The sequence below is a fragment of the Ensifer sp. SL37 genome, assembly GCF_026672675.1.
Lineage (GTDB): Bacteria > Pseudomonadota > Alphaproteobacteria > Rhizobiales > Rhizobiaceae > Ensifer > Ensifer adhaerens.
Genome location: NZ_JAPPRN010000006.1, coordinates 3,183,004 through 3,201,542, shown reverse-complemented (window position 1 = coordinate 3,201,542; position 18,539 = coordinate 3,183,004). Strand labels below are relative to the sequence as shown.

20 protein-coding genes are annotated in these 18,539 nt (G+C 62.9%); 7 read left to right on the top strand and 13 right to left on the bottom strand.

What is annotated here, in order from left to right; all coding sequences use genetic code 11:
- Positions 1-2 precede the first annotated feature (2 nt).
- Genes OVA00_RS27765 through OVA00_RS27755 form a run of 3 tightly spaced genes read right to left on the bottom strand, consistent with a single transcriptional unit; the run spans position 3 to position 2,902 of the window.
- Positions 3-725: an ABC transporter permease gene (locus OVA00_RS27765; protein WP_060528781.1), complete on the bottom strand. Its 723-nt coding sequence runs from the start codon at positions 723-725 to the stop codon at positions 3-5.
- On the bottom strand, positions 725-1,444 hold the full coding sequence (locus tag OVA00_RS27760; protein ID WP_268090008.1) for an ABC transporter permease: 720 nt from the start codon (positions 1,442-1,444) through the stop codon (positions 725-727). The genes OVA00_RS27765 and OVA00_RS27760 overlap by 1 nt, the downstream gene beginning before the upstream one ends.
- A gap of 33 nt (positions 1,445-1,477) precedes the next feature.
- Positions 1,478-2,902 carry a M20 family metallopeptidase gene (locus OVA00_RS27755; RefSeq protein ID WP_268090007.1) on the bottom strand — a complete coding sequence of 475 codons (1,425 nt, stop codon included), beginning with the start codon at positions 2,900-2,902 and terminating at the stop codon, positions 1,478-1,480.
- A 293-nt stretch (positions 2,903-3,195) separates the two neighbouring features.
- Here OVA00_RS27755 and OVA00_RS27750 point away from each other — a divergent pair, with 293 nt between their 5' ends.
- Complete coding sequence (locus OVA00_RS27750) at positions 3,196-3,852, top strand: GntR family transcriptional regulator (protein ID WP_034788143.1); 657 nt, start codon at positions 3,196-3,198, stop codon at positions 3,850-3,852.
- Positions 3,853-3,880: 28 nt separating this feature from the next.
- On the opposite strand, the gene OVA00_RS27745 is transcribed toward OVA00_RS27750, so the two are convergent.
- Both OVA00_RS27745 and OVA00_RS27740 read right to left on the bottom strand, forming a co-directional pair.
- Entirely contained in the window at positions 3,881-4,525 is a 645-nt protein-coding gene (locus OVA00_RS27745; RefSeq protein ID WP_060520584.1) for a VIT1/CCC1 transporter family protein, read from the bottom strand.
- 83 nt (positions 4,526-4,608) lie between these two features.
- Positions 4,609-5,499: a LysR substrate-binding domain-containing protein gene (locus tag OVA00_RS27740; protein WP_034788138.1), complete on the bottom strand. Its 891-nt coding sequence runs from the start codon at positions 5,497-5,499 to the stop codon at positions 4,609-4,611.
- A gap of 112 nt (positions 5,500-5,611) precedes the next feature.
- Here OVA00_RS27740 and OVA00_RS27735 point away from each other — a divergent pair, with 112 nt between their 5' ends.
- Positions 5,612-5,890, top strand: coding sequence for a hypothetical protein (locus OVA00_RS27735; RefSeq protein ID WP_051659126.1), 279 nt, complete (start codon positions 5,612-5,614; stop codon positions 5,888-5,890).
- Between the two features lie 99 nt (positions 5,891-5,989).
- Positions 5,990-6,193: a DUF1127 domain-containing protein gene (locus OVA00_RS27730; RefSeq protein ID WP_034788135.1), complete on the top strand. Its 204-nt coding sequence runs from the start codon at positions 5,990-5,992 to the stop codon at positions 6,191-6,193.
- Positions 6,194-6,321: 128 nt separating this feature from the next.
- Here OVA00_RS27730 and OVA00_RS27725 read toward each other — a convergent pair whose 3' ends face one another.
- Entirely contained in the window at positions 6,322-6,534 is a 213-nt protein-coding gene (locus tag OVA00_RS27725; RefSeq protein ID WP_268090006.1) for a hypothetical protein, read from the bottom strand.
- Positions 6,535-6,987: 453 nt separating this feature from the next.
- On the opposite strand from OVA00_RS27725, the gene OVA00_RS27720 reads away from it, so the two are divergent.
- Together OVA00_RS27720 and OVA00_RS27715 are read left to right on the top strand one after the other, a co-directional pair.
- The gene (locus tag OVA00_RS27720; protein WP_034788530.1) at positions 6,988-7,992 is read left to right on the top strand and encodes a GlxA family transcriptional regulator; all 1,005 of its coding nucleotides are present in this window, start codon (positions 6,988-6,990) and stop codon (positions 7,990-7,992) included.
- A gap of 150 nt (positions 7,993-8,142) precedes the next feature.
- Positions 8,143-8,742: a YdeI/OmpD-associated family protein gene (locus tag OVA00_RS27715; RefSeq protein ID WP_134886584.1), complete on the top strand. Its 600-nt coding sequence runs from the start codon at positions 8,143-8,145 to the stop codon at positions 8,740-8,742.
- A 275-nt stretch (positions 8,743-9,017) separates the two neighbouring features.
- On the opposite strand, the gene OVA00_RS27710 is transcribed toward OVA00_RS27715, so the two are convergent.
- The 6 genes from OVA00_RS27710 to OVA00_RS27685 all read right to left on the bottom strand — a co-directional run bounded on the left by OVA00_RS27710 (position 9,018) and on the right by OVA00_RS27685 (position 14,483).
- Positions 9,018-9,464 (bottom strand): DUF805 domain-containing protein, encoded by a 447-nt coding sequence (locus tag OVA00_RS27710; RefSeq protein WP_268090004.1) that lies wholly within the window; start codon positions 9,462-9,464, stop codon positions 9,018-9,020.
- Positions 9,465-9,664: 200 nt separating this feature from the next.
- Positions 9,665-10,141, bottom strand: coding sequence for a VOC family protein (locus OVA00_RS27705; protein ID WP_034788525.1), 477 nt, complete (start codon positions 10,139-10,141; stop codon positions 9,665-9,667).
- 123 nt (positions 10,142-10,264) lie between these two features.
- Positions 10,265-11,557 (bottom strand): GGDEF domain-containing protein, encoded by a 1,293-nt coding sequence (locus OVA00_RS27700; protein ID WP_226020692.1) that lies wholly within the window; start codon positions 11,555-11,557, stop codon positions 10,265-10,267.
- Between the two features lie 292 nt (positions 11,558-11,849).
- Positions 11,850-12,683, bottom strand: a complete 834-nt coding sequence (locus tag OVA00_RS27695; protein WP_034788121.1) for a response regulator — start codon at positions 12,681-12,683, stop codon at positions 11,850-11,852.
- A gap of 185 nt (positions 12,684-12,868) precedes the next feature.
- Complete coding sequence (locus OVA00_RS27690) at positions 12,869-13,942, bottom strand: cyclic nucleotide-gated ion channel (protein WP_034788119.1); 1,074 nt, start codon at positions 13,940-13,942, stop codon at positions 12,869-12,871.
- Between the two features lie 130 nt (positions 13,943-14,072).
- Positions 14,073-14,483, bottom strand: a complete 411-nt coding sequence (locus OVA00_RS27685) for a GFA family protein (protein ID WP_090294046.1) — start codon at positions 14,481-14,483, stop codon at positions 14,073-14,075.
- 180 nt (positions 14,484-14,663) lie between these two features.
- On the opposite strand from OVA00_RS27685, the gene OVA00_RS27680 reads away from it, so the two are divergent.
- Both OVA00_RS27680 and OVA00_RS27675 read left to right on the top strand, forming a co-directional pair.
- On the top strand, positions 14,664-15,080 hold the full coding sequence (locus OVA00_RS27680; RefSeq protein ID WP_134886586.1) for a nuclear transport factor 2 family protein: 417 nt from the start codon (positions 14,664-14,666) through the stop codon (positions 15,078-15,080).
- A gap of 120 nt (positions 15,081-15,200) precedes the next feature.
- Positions 15,201-16,610, top strand: a complete 1,410-nt coding sequence (locus tag OVA00_RS27675) for an adenylate/guanylate cyclase domain-containing protein (RefSeq protein ID WP_034788105.1) — start codon at positions 15,201-15,203, stop codon at positions 16,608-16,610.
- 41 nt (positions 16,611-16,651) lie between these two features.
- Here the strand turns inward: OVA00_RS27675 and OVA00_RS27670 are convergent, their stop codons facing one another.
- A complete protein-coding gene (locus tag OVA00_RS27670) occupies positions 16,652-18,409 on the bottom strand; it encodes an adenylate/guanylate cyclase domain-containing protein (RefSeq protein ID WP_134886587.1) in 1,758 nt (585 codons plus the stop codon).
- Positions 18,410-18,539 lie beyond the last annotated feature (130 nt).

Below are 18,539 nucleotides of genomic sequence, written 5' to 3'. Positions count from 1 at the left end.
GTTCAATGGGCTTCTCCCTTGAGTTCGGCGGAGATCGGCAATGGCGCGCGCAGCTGCGGGTTAAACCGGTGTTCGGCAAACGCAACGAGCCGGGTCAGCGCGAAGTTGATGGCGAGATAGATGAGACCGGCGACGACGAAGACCTCGATCACCCGGTAGCTCTCCGAGATCAGCTTGGCGGCGACGCCGGTGATTTCCATCAGCGTGATGATCGAGGCGAGCGAGGTCGCCTTGACCATGGAGATCATCTCGTTGCCGTAACCGGGCAATGCCTGGCGCAGCGCCTGCGGCATGACGATGCGCCGAAAGATCATGACGCGCCCCATGCCGCAGGCCCGCGCTGCCTCGACCTGGCCGTGCGGAACCGAAAGGAGGCCGCCGCGGATGATTTCGCTCGCATAGGCGGCCGTGTTCAGCATCAGCGCCAGCACGGCGCACCAGTAGGGTTCGCGCAGAAGCGGCCAGAAGATGCTGTGGCGAACGGCGGGAAACTGGCTGAGGCCGTAATAGATCAGGAAGATCTGCACGAGCAGCGGCGTTCCGCGAAACAGGAACACGTAAGTGCGGGCAAAGAGATCGAGCGCAAGAATGCCCGACAGACGGGAGAGCGCCAGCCCAAGAGCCAGCACCGAACCAAGCGCGATCGATGTCGCGGCAAGCTCCAGCGTCAGCGGCAGCGCCGTCGCCAAGCTCCAGAAGGTTTCGAGGGCAAATTTGATATCCATCAGCCCCTCCTGACGCCGCGCGAGAACCGGCGCTCGGTAAGCTGAAGAACCAGGCCCGACACGGTCGAAATCGCGAGATAGATCATGGCTGCAATGAAGAAGAAGTCGAAGGGACGGCTGGTCGATCCGGCGCCGATCTGAGCCTGACGCAAGAGTTCGACGACACCCGTGACCGAGACCAGTGCTGACTCCTTCAACACCACCTGCCAGACATTGCCGAGACCGGGCAGCGCATAACGCAGCGTCAAGGGTGCAATGATGCGGCGAAACTTGAGGAGCCGGCCCATGCCGCAGGCGGTTGCCGCCTCCAACTCGCCCGGATGCACGGCGCGGAAGGCGCCGCGATAGACCTCGGTCTGCTGGGCGCCTGAGGTGATGCCGACCGCAAGCGCACCGGCGATGAAGCCGGGGAAGCTGACGAAACCCTCCGCACCGAACAATTGGCCGACGGCCGTCACCACGGCGCTGCCGCCGAAATAGAAGAGATAGATGACCAGGAGGTCGGGAATGCCGCGAAGGACCGTCGTGTAGGCCTCGGCGCAGCCACGGACGACCGGGCCGCCGGAGATCTTCGCCCAGGCGCCGAAGGTGCCGATGAGGCCGCCGATCGCAAAACCGGCAATCGCGATCAGGATCGTCATCCAGGCGCCGGCGGCAAGCGCCGGGCCCCAGCCGTCCGGCCCGAAGCTGATGATGTCGAGGAAACCGGGCTCAGTCATCGCAGCGCCTCCCTTCGCTTGTCGATCGATGACTTAACCATGGCTCACCCCGGGGATCGGCGGGTCGACATCGTCAGGAATGGGATTGACGAAGGGCGTGCCCTCGAGCCTTACGGCATGGTCGGCCTTGGCGGCGGCAATGAGCGCGGGATCGAGGATCAGCTCCACCGCCGTGCTCGCCATCACCTTGGCCGCGTGCTCCATGCCCTTGTGGGCGGCCGGCAGCTTGCCTTGCGCCACCAGCTGCCAGGAATGGCCGGGCGTGCCGATCGCGTAGGTCGCGCCGCGCATCTGCACGGTCGGCACCACCCAGCTCACCGTTCCGACATCGGTGGAGCCGACAAGCGTGCCGGCGCCGTTTTCCGGCGGAAAGATCGTGTCGCAGAGCGAAACGCCCCGTCGCAGCTTGAGCCCGAAACGCTCGAAGGCAGAGGCGATATCCTCGCCGGTAAAGGTCTCCTGGAACTTTGCCGCCGTCCGCCGATCGTCCTCGTCGAACTGCGGCGGTCCCAGATGCTCAAGCTGGCGGTGCATCAGCGCTTCGAGCGGGGTGTTTCCGACGAGGTTGGCGTCGCCGCTGACGATCTCGTCCGTGACCGTGGTGCCGGTCATCAGCGCCGCGCCCTTGGCAACGCTGCGGACACGTTCCACGAGATCGAGCAGTTCCGGCAGGCTGCGGGCGCGCACGAGATAGCGCGCCTTGGCGCGGGCCTGCACCACGTTCGGCGCGTTGCCGCCGGTGTCCGTCACCGCATAGTGGATGCGCGCCGACGATGGCATGTGTTCGCGAAGATAGTTGACGCCGACATTCATCAGTTCGAGCGCATCGAGCGCGCTGCGGCCGAGATGGGGGGCAGCCGATGCATGCGACGCCCGGCCGCTGAAGCGGAAGTCGAGCTCGTTGCAGGCAAGCGAAATGGGGTTGTTGACGCCGGCAAAGGGTGCGGGGTGCCAGGAAATCGCGATATCTACATCGTCGAACACGCCAGCGCGCACCATGAAGCCCTTGGACGAGCCGCCCTCTTCCGCCGGGCACCCGTAATAGCGCACCCGCCCCTTGATGCCGCTGGCCGCGAGGTAATCCTTGACGGCGGTCGCCGCCATCATCGCGCCGGCGCCGAGCAGATTGTGGCCGCAGCCATGGCCATTGCCGCCGTCGACCAGAGGCCGTTCCTCGGCAATGCCGGCCTCCTGGCTGAGGCCCGGCAGCGCATCGAACTCGCCGAGAATGGCAATGACCGGTTCGCCCTCGCCCGCCTCGCCCATGACCGCCGTCGGCATGCCGGCGATGCCGCGCGACACACGGAAACCTTCGGCCTCCAGCAGCGCGGCGTGTTCGGCCGACGAGGAAAACTCCTCGTAGTTGGTTTCCGGCGTATCCCAGACCCGGTCGCTGAGCACGAAGAACCGTTCGCGCTTGGCTTCGAGGAGGTCCCAGACGGCATCGGCATTTTTCATCGTTTCTTGACTTCCGCAACAATAGTAACCAGAATTGGCGCCAATTTATGATAACATTTTTGGATACACAAGAGGGTCCTGAAACATTTCGAGCGATGTGCACAACGGCGAGAGGCAGGCAGGGAACGCCGCTCTCCCGCATTGAATTGTTCAGGACGGCATCATAGTTTCTCCAAAAATGGAGCCAATTCCGCTGCGGCGGGCGATGCGAGGCACGCGCCGGGGACCTGGGACATGCACCAGCAACGTGCGTCAGAGGCCGGTGACAGGCGGAAAGAGAGTGTAAGGCAGGAATGAGCGACGATCTGACGGAAATGCTGGCGCCCGAGGAAAAGCCCGAGGACAAGAAGGATGTTACCGACCTCCTGCTGCACGACATCCTGACCGGGACCCTGCCGGCCGGCGCCTGGCTGAAGCAGATCGACCTGGAGCGCCGCTACGACTGCACGCGGCCGGAGGTGCGCCGGGCGCTCGACCGGCTGTCGCAGCGCAGGCTGGTGCAGCACAATCCCAACCGCGGCTACCAGGTCTATGAACTCGACGACCAGCGCACGCAGGAAATCAGCGATATCCGCGTGATTCTCGAAACCGGCGTCGCCGACCGCATGGTTGCCAATGCAACGCCCGCCACCATCGCCGAACTGCGGCAACTCGCTCGGCAGTTCGACGAGATGTCGTTTCGCGGCTCCATCATGGAGCACTATGACGCCAACCTCGCCTTCCACCGCGCCCTTCTCATGCTCTCGGGCAATTCCGAACTCGTCGACGTCGTTGCCGAAATCCGCCAGCGCACCGTATCGGCCCCGGTATCGCAATGGCGCACCCGCGCCCGCATCGAGCAATCGGCCCGCGAGCACCACCTGATGGTCGACGCGCTGGAAGCCCGGGATCTGCCCGAACTGAAACGGCTGATCGAAATCCACATCCGCCAGGCACCGATCAAGGTGTGAGCGAACCCTCGTCGCTCAAGGGCGAAAGTTATCCGCCAAAGAGGATCGTCACCGCCACCAGAACCGCGCCGATCGCAGCCATCGCAAAGGCCATCGGCCAGGGGCTTCGGCCCATGTAGCGGCCGAGGCGCGCGCCGATGACGAAGAGCATGACGAGCGCAATGGCGTTGGAGGCGCGCATGGCGAGCGCGACATTGTCCGTCAGCAGGAAGGGAATGCTTGGCGGCAACGTCGAGGCGACGACCAGCAGAAAGATCGCGACGGCTGCCTTAAGGTCGTGTGCGGTCACAACCCGGTGCCGGGGGTCGGCGGAGAGCGCCCTCACCCGGACAAGCAGCGCTTCCGTTTCCTTGGGCGAAGAGACGCGGCGCACATCGTCCGGCAGGCTTTCGAGAAACAGTTCGCGGGCGCGATCGAGCCGCTCAGACCTGAGCCTGTCGAGAAAACCGCGCCGTCGCACGCGCTCCACCACCGTCGTCAGCACATACATGACGCCGTCGACGATGCCCCAGGCGATGTTGCAGCCGAGGGCGGCGACGAGCACCGCATTGACACCGCCCTCGCCGGCCGTGACCGTGCTCATGGTTCCCGTGAAGGACAGCGCCATCAAGAGGCCGAAGATGATCTCCGACAGGCGGTCGATCGGATCGAGAACGCGCGACCGTTCGCTCATGGCCGGGCACCCGACGAAAGTCGCCAGGACGACAGGAAGGCGGCGGGCAGCGACCGGGAAGAGCGCAACCGCGATATCTCCCCTTACTGGACCTGCAGATCGGCGAAGGCGTCGCGCACATGGTCGGCGACCGCCAGTACAGGCGCCGGCGCATCGCTGATCACCTGCAGGCCGATATTGTAGTGGCCGAGATCCGGCAGGCCGTCGCGCTCGCCGAGTTGCACCATTTCCCCCTGGACGAGGTAACGCGGCAGCGGCGCGATCGCGAGACCGGCAAGCACGGCGGCGCGCTGCCCGGTGGTATAGGCGCTGAGGAACGCAATGCGGAACTTGCGACCGGCGCGCGCGAGTTTTTCTACCGCATCCGCCCGCCAGACGCAGCCGTCCTCCCACATCGACACCGGCAGCGGATCCTTCAGATGCGCGCTGCCGCATTTTGCGCCGGCCCAGACCAGCTTTTCCTGCATCAGAATTTCGCCATTGCGGGGCGTTCCCTCGGTCAGGCTGTTGAAGATGGCGATATCGAGCCGGTGCTCATCCACCTTCTTGCGCATGGCGTTGCTCATGCCGATCGACACATCGACCGTGACGTTCGGATAGGATTCGGCGAAACGCTTCAGCACCTCGGGCAGGATGCGCTCGCCAACGTCCTCAGGCGCGCCGACGCGCACGACGCCGTTCATATCCGGCAAGAGAAAGCGGGAAACCGTTTCGTTGTTGAGCGACAGCAGGCGGCGGGCAAAGCCGAGCAGCAACTCGCCCTTCGGCGTCAAGGTGACCGAGCGCGCGTCACGCAGGAACAGCGTACAGCCGAGCATCTCTTCGAGCTTCTTGATCTGCATCGAGACAGCCGACGGCGTGCGGTAGACGGTTTCGGCGGCGGTGGTGAAGTTGCCGGTCTCGGCAATCGCGATGAAAGTCTTCAGCACGTCCATTTCGAGAAGCGGAAGCGCATGGCGCATCAGCATGTTCATGGCGTCAACCTCATTCAAAAAAACTGAAAGATAGCTTCACTTCATTTCGTTTGATTGAACATCAGCAATGGCCGATAGTCAAGCTCAAGGACGACGCAGGAAGGAGAAACGCATGTCCACCGCAGCCCTTGTTATCGCCGCTTCGAAGAGTTCCCTCCGTAACAGCCGCCTGCCGCAGGCAGTGGTAAAAAAAGAGCATAGCAGGAGCAACGACATGGTCCTCAACGCCCTCAATCAAATGATCGCCGTCCTCGACGGTGTTGCAAGGCAACGACGCGAAAAACAGATCGCGCGGAATCGGGTGGAAGCCCGGCGCGAACTCGCCAAACTGCCACAGAGAGTCCGTGACGACGTGATGTTTGCGGACCCGCTAATCAATCACCATGTTTGATGAAAGGCATCAAACATATTCGTTGGAATGATAAGTCAGGTTAGGCCATAAATACCATCATGGTCGCGACCGGCTGAGACACTCAGAAGGAGCCATGAAATGTCCAACACTCAGTTTTCATCGGCCTCGGAACGGGCATCCTCCCACTCGTCCCTTCCGGGTCTCTTCAATCTGCAGGTTCGTGCCTGGGCAGTATGGAAGCGTTATCGCCAGGAACGGGCCCTCGAGAACCTGTCCTATGACACGCTGAAGGACATCGGCTTCCCGTCGGTGGACGATGCGGTGCATAAGACCGAACAATGAATGACGGCGTGATCTGTCCCTTCTGAGGGCGTCACGAACCGGATGAATCGAAGGGCATCGCCGACAAGGCGGTGCCCTTTTCCTTTGCGTTCGAACGTGTCGTCGCGCAATCCGAAACGCAATGCGGCCTAGGTCAGCAACTCTGCGAGAAGCGACGGCCGACTGAGGAAACAGCCGGCGACAAGCCCCACGAACCCGAGCGCCAACGACCCCACGATGCCGTGGCCCAACCATCCGGCGTGGGCACCGATGGCGGTTGTCGCGACGATGACCGAAACAGTCCACAGGGCCTTCAGCAGCGAAACGGCGCGCATCAGAACTGTTGGCTGATTCTGCCCCACGCAACGTACCCTGCCAAAGAGACCACCGCATCGCAGGTAGTGTCGAAAGCACGAGCCGCCAATGGTGTGTGATCATCGGCCGATTTGGCTCGCACCTCTACTCGCGGTGCCGTTAATCAGGCTAGCGAGCGATCGCACGAGGTTCACTTGTCTTTTACCGACACCCGCGCCAGCCGTGTGAAGCGTCGCAATCGGCAAACACAACCCTGGAGAGCGCTTTGCGAATGTTGCGTATCTCTGGCAGTTCTTGTCCGATAGCGTCAACAGCGCTGTAAAAACTGTCGCTTTCCTTACAAAAGCCTGAAAGCGGGGCCGAGCCGCCTTTCACCGCGCGATGTCGCAATGCGAAATCTCTTTGCGGTCGCTGCTATCCATGCGAATGTCGCAAACAGACAAGCCGAAGAGTATCTTCCAAGCGACGAATATACCGCATCGCCAAGCATGGGAAGCCTCATGAACAAGCCACTGACCAAAAAGCGTTCTCTCGTCTTCTTCCTGGTGCCGAACTTTTCCATGCTGCCCTTTTCGGCGGCGATCGAAACGCTCCGCATCGCCAACCGCATGCTCGGCTACGAGGCCTATTCCTGGCGCCTCGCTTCGTCCGACGGCGAAAAGGTCCTGTCGTCGAGCGGTATCGCGCTCGAGGTCAACTCGTCGCTTGCAGACGAGCGCAAGTTTCTCGGCGGCGAAAACCGCCCCTCGATGGTGCTGGTCTGTTCCGGCATCTATGTCGAGGACTTCAACAACAAGTCGGTCAATGCCTGGCTGCGCGAGGTCTATAACCGCGGCGTCGCCGTCGGCAGCCTCTGTACCGGCGCCCATGTGCTGGCGTCGGCCGGTCTTCTGACCGGCAAGCGCTGCGCCATCCACTGGGAAAACCTGCCGGGCTTTTCCGAAAGCTTCCCGCAGGTCGACGTCTATGCCGACCTCTACGAAATCGACAGCAACATCTACACCTGCGCCGGCGGCACCGCCTCGCTCGACATGATGCTGAACCTGATCGACCAGGATTTCGGCGAGAGCCTCGTCAACCGCGTCTGCGAACAGGCGCTGACCGATCGCGTGCGCGGGCCCCATGACCGCCAGCGCCTGCCGCTGCGCGCCCGTCTCGGCGTGCAGAACGCCAAGGTGCTGTCCATCATCGAACTGATGGAGGCAAACCTCGCCGAGCCGCTTTCGCTGCTCGAAATCGCTGAGGGCGCCGATCTCTCCCGCCGCCAGATCGAGCGCCTCTTCCGCCAGGAAATGGGCCGCTCGCCTGCGCGCTACTACCTCGAAATCCGCCTCGACCGCGCAAGGCACCTCTTGATCCAGTCGTCGATGCCGGTGGTCGAAGTGGCCGTAGCCTGCGGCTTCGTCTCCGCCTCGCACTTCTCCAAGTGTTATCGCGAACTCTACAACCGCTCGCCGCAGCAGGAGCGTGCCGACCGCAAGCTGACGCTGCAGATGGCGCGATAAGCGGCAGATCATATGGACCAGACAAGGGCGGAGCTTCTCCGCCCTTTTTCGTTGGTGACACTTTCCGCTTGTGCCGTCCTGGCGCTTGCACGCGCCGCTTTTTTGGATTGAATGGTCGGCGTTTCAGGAGAGCGAGGAGCACACCAAACGATGGCCCCCGTGGAGATCGATCCCGCCAAGGTTCACGAATTCAAGGACTTCCAGAGCTTCTACGACTGGCTCGCCACCCACCACCAGAGCGAAACCGAAGTGTGGATCAAGACCCACAAGGTCAGCTCCGGCCTCGCCTCGATCACGCCCAAGGAGGCGATCGACGCGGTGCTCTGCTGGGGTTGGATCGACGGTGTGCGCAAGGGGCACGACGACAGGAGTTTCCTCCAGCGCTATTCGCCGCGCGGCAAGAAGAGCATCTGGAGCCAGATCAATGTCGACAATGTCGCGCGCCTGATTGCCGAGGGCCGTATGACCGAGCACGGGCTCAAACAGGTGGAAGCCGCCAAGGCCGACGGCCGCTGGGACCGGGCCTATGCCAGCGGCAAGGACATGCAGATCCCCGACGACTTGCAGGCGGCGATCGACGCTGAGCCCGAAGCCCGCGAAATGCTTGGCAAGCTCAGCGCACAGAACCGCTTCGCGCTCGCCTTCCGTACCCACAACATGAAGACCGAAGCCGGGCGCAAAAAGAAGATCGAGACCTTCGTCGAGATGCTGAAGCGCGGCGAAACGATCTATCCGCAGAAGAGCAAGTAAAACTATTGCGGGGCACGACCGAAAGGTCGGCCTTCGCCCTGGCGGACCGGCATAGCCCGAGACCGATCCGGCACCGGCAAGGCTCGACGCCCGACGGTCGGGGGCCCAAAGCTGTTTGCACGCTCAATCTTGGCAATATTCGGCTTGATCATGCCCGGCATCGCCACCGTCACGCGCTTGGCACGTGCAGGGGCGAAAAATGAACGCCGAAGGCGACACGCGTTCTGTCGGACGCACACAAACGTCGCCGTAGCCCTTTGACTTACAGCCCGGCGTCACTGACCGGCGCGGCCGAAGCACGCGGCACCGCCTCCGACGAAGCGTAGGACCGGCGGACCAAAGCGGTTGTCACCCTCCTCGCCCGCGAGGAAGCCCAACATGACGAGGCCCAAGAGCGGCCCGACGACCGGGACGAACAGCGCAAGGTTCCACCACCCGGAACGGCCATGGTCGTGCCAGCGCTTGGTGTTGACCGTGAAGCCGAAATAGAAACTCGCGGTGATGATGAGGATGACAAGCATATGCATAAGGCTGAAGCCCGCGGCATAATTGTCGACGCCCGAAAGCGCCAACAACGCCCCGCCGGCGAACATCGCGGCTATCGCCGCAATGCAGATAACGATCTGCGCCAACCACCAGGCCTGACGTCCGATACGGCCATCAACACTCGTAAACATCTGTAAATTCACGTCGTCTCCCCCCAACAGCCAGTGCGCTTCCAAGTGCCCCCGCGCCGGCCAGCCTTGTCATCCTATAAAAGGTTCCCTCATAAACGGGTAGATGTCTTCGCGACAAAAAGCGCCCCATGGTTGCGCAGGCAGGCGGCCTTGTGCCTGGCATCTCGAGCGTCGCTGGAGGCGGGGCATGGCCCGCCTGCCGCTTCCATAACTTGCGGGTCCTGCACCCACGAGACAGCCGGCTTCTAGCCGTGAAACGCCCGCTCCAGTTCGGCGATATCGAGTTTGATCATACCGAGCATCGCCTCCGTGACGCGCTTGGCGCGCGCACGGTCGGAATGGGCGACCATGTCGCCGAGCACCCTTGGCACGATCTGCCAGCACAACCCCCAGCGGTCGCGGATCCAGCCGCATTGTTCGATCTGTCCACCGTTTTCGCTGATCGCGTTCCAAATCCGGTCGATCTCCTCCTGGGTATCGCACTGGATCATGATCGAGAAGGAATGGTTGAACGGATCGAGCGGCCCGGCTTCGAGCGCCAGGAATTCCTGGTTGCCGAGCGTGAACTCGATGGTCGTCACGCTGCCGGGCGGTCCGCTCGGGCTTTCCGCCGGCAAGGTGGTGACGCGGATGATTGCCGAATTGGGAACGAGCGAAACATAGAAGTCGACGGCCTGGCGCGCCTCCTTCGCAAACCAGAGATTGGAAACGACATTGGTCATGATTTGGTCCTCCTCGTGCCGCCTGATCATGTGCGGTAACCGAAGGACGATCGACTTCGTTCCAAGCCGACAGGTGACGGATCATTATTTCCGAGGGTGGGCCTGCCGGTCTGGCCCGGCAGTTTACGAGGCCAGCGCGTCGAGCAGCGCCAACTCGGAAATCACCCGGTTCCGGCCGGCATGCTTGGCCATGTAGAGAAACTGGTCGGCGGCATGCAGGTAGTTCTCGAAGGCCTCCGAGGTCTCGATCGTGGCAAGCCCGATCGAGACGGTAATCGTCAGCTCCTCGTCGTCGGCGACGATGCGGGATTTTGCGAGTTCCAGGCGCAGCGCGTCGCAAAAGGCGAAGGCGCGCCGCACGTCGCAGCCGTTGAAGAGGATGCCGAACTCCTCGCCGCCGAGGCGGGCGAGCAGATGGTCCTCGCCAACGAGCACGGAGAGGCGCTTGGCCACATGCTTCAGCACGATGTCGCCGATCTCGTGGCCATAGGTGTCGTTGAGGCGCTTGAAATGATCGATATCAAGCACGGCGATCGCCGTCGGCTCGCCGCGCCTGAGGCACTGCTCGACCAGCCGCGGCCCCGCCACGAAGAAGTGTCGGCGGTTGTAGAGGTCGGTGAGGTAGTCGCTGGCCGCCTGCCGCTGCAGCGTCTGCAGCCGCTTCTGTACGCCGGCCGCCTGCGCAATGCGCCCATTGAACTCCGCTTCGAGGAAGGGCTTCTGAATGAAATCCGTACCGCCCGCTTCGAGGAAACGGGCGCCGGCACGCCGGTCGCCGCTGTCAGAGAGACCGATGACCGGCACCGCGCCGTCGCCCCGCCGCCGTTCCACCTCGGCAAGCAACGCTGCGCCGGACATGTCGGAGAGATCAAGGTCGGTGACGACGAGATCGACGGCCTCGCCGCTATCAAGCACCTGCAGCGCATCGGCGGCAGATGCGACCTCGCAGACGGAAATCCGCTTGCGCCTCAAGATGCCGGCCAGTTCGCTGCGCGAGGCGGCATCGGAATCAGCAAGCAGCACCGTCGTCTTGCCGTTGGTCAGCGCCCGATCAACGGCGCCAATCAAGAGATTGATCGATTCCGGCTGGTGCTTGATGACACAATCGAGCGCGCCGCGCCTGAGGATTTCCTCGCGCGTATGGTCGTTGAAGGCCGCGGTGAAGACGACGGCCGGCACCTGGTTGTCGAGGATGAATTCGAGCGCCTCGCAATTGGGCGCATCCGGCAGGTTGAGATCGAGAACGGCGAGCGAGAAGCTCTCCGGCGCCTGCTCCAGCGCTTCCTTCAGCGCCGCCAGCGAGTTGCAATGGGTAACGCGAATGCCGTGGACGGACTCAAGCCCGTACTTCAGCGCCGTCGCAAACATCCGGGAATCTTCGACAAGCAGCATGCGCTTGTCACTGTGCTTCTGCACAGAATTCACCCGGCCTGGCGTGCGGCGCAATCTCACGTCCCTGCAACCCCTCTCGAGCCACAGGCGTGCTTCCCTCAAGGGGTGACGCTGGCTCCCGAAATCTTCAACCCGGCCACTTGCCGCGCCTGGCCTTTCGGCCGGCGTGATCCGTGTGACCGGGTTCCCCGCTCCTGCTGCGGCGGATTGAAGACCGTTCGGATTGCAATTTCGTTAATACGGCAACCTGTGCGCGGCGTTTTTGGTGCACCCACCCAATACTTCTTAGGGGTTTTTACCCATCCTGCTTTGATGGTTAAGCAGGAACCCTAACTTTTTCACTGAGTGTGCGGATCTTGGTCAGCGTATCCAGGTTCTGGTTGACGCGGCAGTAGAATTCCTCGTTGACGAAGGGACGAACGACGAAGTCGTTGCCGCCGGCCTTGAGGAAGCGCGCCGACAGAAGGCGGTTGGTCGACGACGAAACACCGATGATGCGCAGCTGGTGCGGCCCGTAGGAACTGCGAATGCGCCGCGTCAGCTCGAAGCCGTCGATATCAGGCATGTTGTAGTCGGTGATGACGAGGCCGATGTCCGGATTGTTCTTGAGGAGCTCCAGCGCCATCGCGCCGTTTTCGGCCGAGCTGGTGCGGAAGTTGTAGCGCTTGAGCTGCGTCGTCAGCAGCGCGCGTGCGGTCGGACTGTCGTCGACGATCAGCACATGGTGCTTGTGGTTGGTGAGGAACCGGCAGACCGATTCTGCCAGCATGTCGACGGCAAAGACGCTGTCCTTGATGACGTAGTCGACGATCTCCTTGGCCAGGATCTTCTCGCGCGTCGATTCCTGGAACGAGCCGGTGAAGACGACCGTCGGCACGCTCATTTCGATCAGGTAGTTGAGCGCCTCGCCGTTTTCCGCCCCCGGCAGGTTGATGTTGGAGATGGCGAGCGAGGCCGGGAATGTCGCGTTTTCGACGGCGAACTGCAGATCGTCATAGTCACGGCAGACGATGACATCGATGTCGAACAGCTCTTTCAGCCGCTTCGAGACCATCGAGGAAAAGAGGTTGGAGTCCTCGGCAAGCACGATGCGGTGCTCGGCAAGGGATTCGCCGGAATAATACATTCCGGAAACGCCAAAAAATGACATTGAACGCCTATGTGAAAGAGTGTCCCCCTACAGCTCCGCGCGTTCTTCATGCCCGCCTAGTCGCTGTAACTTGCAGGCGCCATGCTAGAGGAGAAAGGCTTTCTTCGGTGTTAATAAGCGGCCGGCGAATTAACGAGACCGGCGTGCCGGCTTGAGACGTCCGGCCGCCGTGACGCCGGCTTTTCTCATGCCTCCGGGGCTCGGCCACGCCGCGTCTCGGCGGTCCGGCGGATGACCTCGGCGATCTCCGGATTGCTGCTCGACAGCATCTGGAAATCCTCCGAATAGAGCGACAGCAAAGAGACTTCTGTGGCAGCCGTGACGGTCGCAGAGCGCGGCTCACCCGATATCAGCGCCATCTCGCCGAAGAAACTGCCGGGGCCGAGCTCGACCGGCGTCGGTGACGGCGTTGCAATCGTCACGCGCCCCTCGACGATGAAGTACATCTGGTCGCCCGGCTCGCCCTTGCGGCAGATGATGCTACCTGCCGGCACCGCCCGCGGCCGCAATGCTCTGACGATCTCGACGAAGGCGGCCGAGCCGAGCTTTTCGAACAGCGGCACCGCCGCGACCAGCTGCCAGTTGCGCACGAAATCCTGGCGGCGCACTTCTTCGAAAAACCCGGTGGCGAGAATGCCCGCCCAGAGCGCAAAGATGCCGATACCGCTCATCATCACCAGACCGGCAAGCACCCGGCCGGCCAGCGTCTGCGGGATCTCGTCGCCATAGCCGGTGGTCGACAGCGTCACCACCGCCCACCACATGGCCTGCGGAATGCTGCCAAACTTGTCCGGCTGGATGTCGCGCTCGATCAGATAGGCGACCAGCGATGCGCCGAAGAGCACGATGCCGAAGAGCGAGGTGACGCCGACGAGATTGGGCGCGGCGCGCGCCACCACCCGGCCGAGCAGCCGGAAGAAGGTGGAATGGCGCAAGGGCTTCAAGAGCCAGACTCCGCAATAAAGGCTCTGGTCGCGCGGATCGGCGAACAGGAAGGCGGCCAGCGGAACGACGACGGCCACCATATCGATGACGAGATGCGGCATCAGCGCGCGACGATCCGCCGTGGGCCAGGCGGCGAGCGTATCGGCCAGCTGCAGCACATAGAAAAGCCAGAGGCCGCCAAGCACCAGCTCCAGCGAGAGCCGCGCCGTCGCGCCGATATTGCGCGTGGTCAGCGCCGCGACGGCGGCAAGGCCGAGCGCTGCCAGCAGTCCGTTGAGCGGCGTGGAAATTCGTAAGGAAGGCCGTGCCGACATTCACTCCCCCAGCGTCCGCTCGCCGACGACGCCTCGGCCGGACGGGGGCGGCAACGCTTTGATCTAAAGCACAATTCACTGCATGAATCGATGCTCATTTAAGGGGATTCGAATTTGTAGCGAAACAGGCCTAGTAGCGGGTGTCGGACCGCTCCTCGTCGCCTGTGCGTTCGCGATCTTCCTGGTACTGCGCGGCACCCTCCACTGGCCGCAGCCAAGGCTCCCGGCGCTTGACCCAGAGTTCGTAGCTCGGCTTCAGCGGCGTCGGCGCCTGGGACAGGATGCCGAGCTTGACCTCCGCCTCGCGCGCGTCGACCGAAAAGACACGCGAGCCGCAATGCGAACAGAAGCACCGGCCCTGGAAATCCGAAATTTCGCCCGAATATTCAAACTGTTCCGCGGGCCAGATGCCATAGAAGGTGAAGGCGGATCCGCTCTCCTTGCGGCAGTCCATGCAATGGCAGATGCCGACCCGGATCGGTTCGCCGCGCACCGAGAGCGCGACCCGACCGCAAAGGCATTTTCCCGATAGCGCCGTCATGTTCCTACCCCCTGTCCCAACCGTGATGCCAGACCAGGGAAACGACGTGGTCGGTTGTTCGGTTCCCACGCTTGTTGCCGGCATCAAGATGCGCTCTGAGATCGCCTGAACCCGACTGTCTTGGCGGAACCTTTCGCGGTTTGACGCCTTCTGCCGGTATGCCAAACGGAGGTACGAACCATGGCACATGCCGACGAACAGGAGATTATCGACCTCGAACAGGAATTCTGGCGAACCATTCTGGAGAAGGACACCGAGGCATCCGTGGCCATGCTGCCCGAACGCTCGATTGTCGTCGGCGCGCAAGGCGCAGCGGTGCTCACGCCGGACGACTATCGCAGAATGGCAGAACAGGTCGAGCGTTCCTGGAAGCTCAAGTCGTTCCGCCTCGACGACGTCAGCGTGGTCTTTCCGCGCGAGGACGTCGCCGTCATCGCCTATACGGTGACGGAAGAGATGGATGTGGACGGGCAGCCTTTGACACTGAAAGCCGCCGACGCCACCACTTGGATACGCGAGAACAGCGGTTGGCAGGCCTGTCTGCACACGGAGTCCGTGCTTGGCGATCCCTTCGGTCGCGACCGCAAGGTAGCCTGAGGAGTGCTGGCGAGGTGGAGCGTAGCGAATGACGGGAAGGCGGTCGGCCGCTTTCCCCTCGACCAATCCTCACCGATAAACCGTCTGCCCCGGCGCCCGTTTTCGGTGTAGGATGCCGGCATGAGTGAAGCCCAGCCTCTGTTCGATATGCTGCGCCAGACCGTGCAGCCTGAAATCGCCGGCGTATTGGAGCGATTTGTCCGGGAAGCGCCGGACCGCAAACTCGGCCGCATCAACGCACTCGCCTTTGCCGCCGAGCACGGGCTCGACGAGGAGAAGGCGATCGCCGCCTTCCTGCATGCTTCCCGCCTCGGCCTTTTCGAGCTTTCCTGGAATGTGCTTTGCCCCGGCTGCGGCGGCGTGCTCGATGCCAACACCTCGCTGAAAACCGTGCAGAGCGACACCTATACCTGCTCGCTCTGCGCCGCCGGCTATGAGCCGACGCTGGACGAGATGGTGGAAGTGACCTTCACCGTGAACCCGCGCATACGCCATATCGAGGCCCACAGCCCGCACGAACTGACGCCGCTCGAATATTTCCGGCAGATCTACTGGGGCTCCGGCATCGAGTTGCCCGAGGAGGGCTACGAGGCCCAGGTCGACGATTTCATGATCGAGGCGCTGGAATTGCCGCCCGGCGAAAAGGCGGTGATCTCGCTGCAGATGCCGGCGGAATTCATCATCATCTTCGAGCCGGTGACCCATGCCGCGCAGTTCATCGACGTTAAGGGCGAGCCGACCAAGGAGCGGCGCACGCTGTCGCTCGTCTTCGACCGCGGCCATCGCCACGACGAAGCGCTGACCATGCAACCCGGTCCCTTGCGCATTCAGGTGGAAAACCACACGGATGTCCGCACCCTGCCCTCCGTCTGCATCGCCAACGACGCGCTGCACGATATCCTCGGCCGCCGCCGGCCGTTCCTGACCGCCAAGCGGCTGCTCTCCAACCAGACCTTCCGCGACATCTACCGCACCGACACGATCGACGTAGACCAGCGGCTGAAGATCACCAGCCTCACCTTTCTCTTCTCCGACCTGCGCGGCTCGACCGAGCTTTACGAGCGGGTCGGCGACCTCGCCGCCTTCGATCTGGTGAAGACCCATTTTAGTGTCGTCAACGAGATCGTCGCGGCGGAAGCCGGCGCGGTCGTCAAGACGATCGGCGACGCCGTCATGGCCACCTTCCCGACGCCGGACCGGGCGGTTGCGGCCGCCATGCGCATGCGCGATGCCATGCGACAGCTGAACGAGGACCGCGGCTCGGAAGACCTGCTGCTGAAGATCGGCATCCACGAGGGACCGTGCATCGCCGTCAGCCTCAACGAGCGGCAGGACTATTTCGGCCAGACGGTCAACATCGCCTCTCGGGTCCAGCACCTCGCCAGCTCGCGCGAAATCTTTGCGACCGGTTCGGTGCTCGACGATCCGCGCGCCTCGAGCCTGCTCAGCGATCGCGGCCTCAACCCGCAATCGCACAATGTCGCGCTCAGAGGCATCACGAACGAGATCAGCATTTTCTCGATCCCGTGAGGCTGGCCGGGAACGGAACGCCCATATCCCTCGAGCGGCGATCAACGTTCGGGCAAGCCGGCTTGCCGTAGCGCCTCGGCCATCTGATGCTGCCACTGCGGTATCCTCTGAAACCAGGGCAGTGCCCGATACCGCTCGATCGTGAACCCCGGCTCTGCTGCCAGCAGCTTCTGCGCCGCCCATCGGGCGGTCTCCATGTCCCCGGTCATCGCCGACCAGGCCGCGAGGTGGCGATAGGACCAGGTCACGTCAGGATAGTTGTTGACGACGTCCTGGGCGATCGCGATGGCTTCGGAGAGAGCCCCTTGCATGGCCATGGAAAAAGCCATCCCCAGTTTCATGTTGAATGCGAGCGGGTCTCTCGGGCTCAGCGTCATCCCACGCCGGAACCGCTCCGTTGCGCGTGCGGGATCGTCCGTGAAGATCGCGATCCAGCCGAGCCGAGCCCATGCCCAGGCATTGTTCGGATCAAGCGCCAGCGCCTTTTCGATAAAGGTGGCGGCGCGATCCTGATCGCCGCAGATGCTCATTGCCGCGCCAGCCGCAGTCAAAGCGGTCGGATCGTCGCTGATCGAGCCTGCACCTTCGATCGCGGAACGCGCATGATCCAGTTCCTGCTCCGGCCGGTCGGTCCATAGGTAGGAGGCGCTCGAGGCATGGCACCACGCCAGAAGCGCATGCGCGCGGCCGTAGCCGGGATCGACCAGGATCGCCTGCCGAAGCAGTTCGATCGCCTGGTTGTTGCTATCCCTGCGGCGCCCCCAGAGATTGGGGAAGGCGCGCATGACGAAATCATAGGCGCGCAGACTGGCCGGCGGCTTGCGCTTGGCAAGCTCGATCTCGGCATCGCGGATGGCCGGATGAATGGCGCCTGCCACCTGCGCGGCGATCCGATCCTGGAACTCGAAAATATCCTCGATTGCGCCCTCGTAGCGATCCGACCAGGATTGGGTCCGCGTCTCGGCGTCGACCAGTTGCACGGAAATGCGCAGCCGGTCGCCACCGCGGCGCACGGTGCCTTCAACCACATAGGTGACACGGAGCTCCCTGCCGACGTCACGCACGTCGACGAAGCGCCCCTTGTAGGTGAAGGCGGACTGGCGCGCGATGACGAAGAAATCCCGGACGCGCGAGAGCGCCGCAGTGATCTCCTCGACGACACCGTCGACGAAGTACTCGTCGCCTGGACCGCTCAGATTGTCGAAGGGCATGACGACGAGCGACGGCTGGTCCTTGCTGCGACCGGCCAGCGGCGCCCCGTTGAGGACGCCACCTCCGACGGCGATCTCGTCTTGCCAGTCGACCCGGAAAACCAGAATGGGCCGGGGGATGTTCTTCAAGGTCCGTTCGCCGAGGCTAGTCAGCGCGAAGGGCACCTTGCCGTCGAGATGTTCGCGCACCGCCCCGGAAATACAGATGCCCGACGGGACGGCGATCTCCTGCAGGCGCGCGGCGATATTGACTCCGTCGCCAAGCAGATCGTCTCCCGACACGACGATGTCGCCGAGATTGACACCAATGCGAAACTGCAGGCGGCGTTCGGGGGGCAGTTCCTGCGCATCGAGAAGACCGCGCTGGATTTCCACCGCGCAGCGGACGGCCTGAACAGCGCTTGGAAACTCGGCGACGAGACCATCGCCGGCACTGCCGAAGATGCGGCCGCCATGGTCATCCACCAATTCGGCAATCCGCCCCCGGCAAAGGTCGAGCGCGCGAAGCGTGTTCTCTTCGTCGAGCGCTGCGAGGCGACTGAAGCCGGCGACATCGGCCGCAAGGATGGCTGCGAGCTTTCGATCCACAACGGTGACCGCTCCTGCGGCGGAGGATTTCGTTGTGTTTAATATGCGCGAATTTTCGAATATTCACAGATACCCGTGGCAAGCGAGAGCGGATCAAGACCGCAGCCGGTCAAGAAGGCGCCCCCGGCAA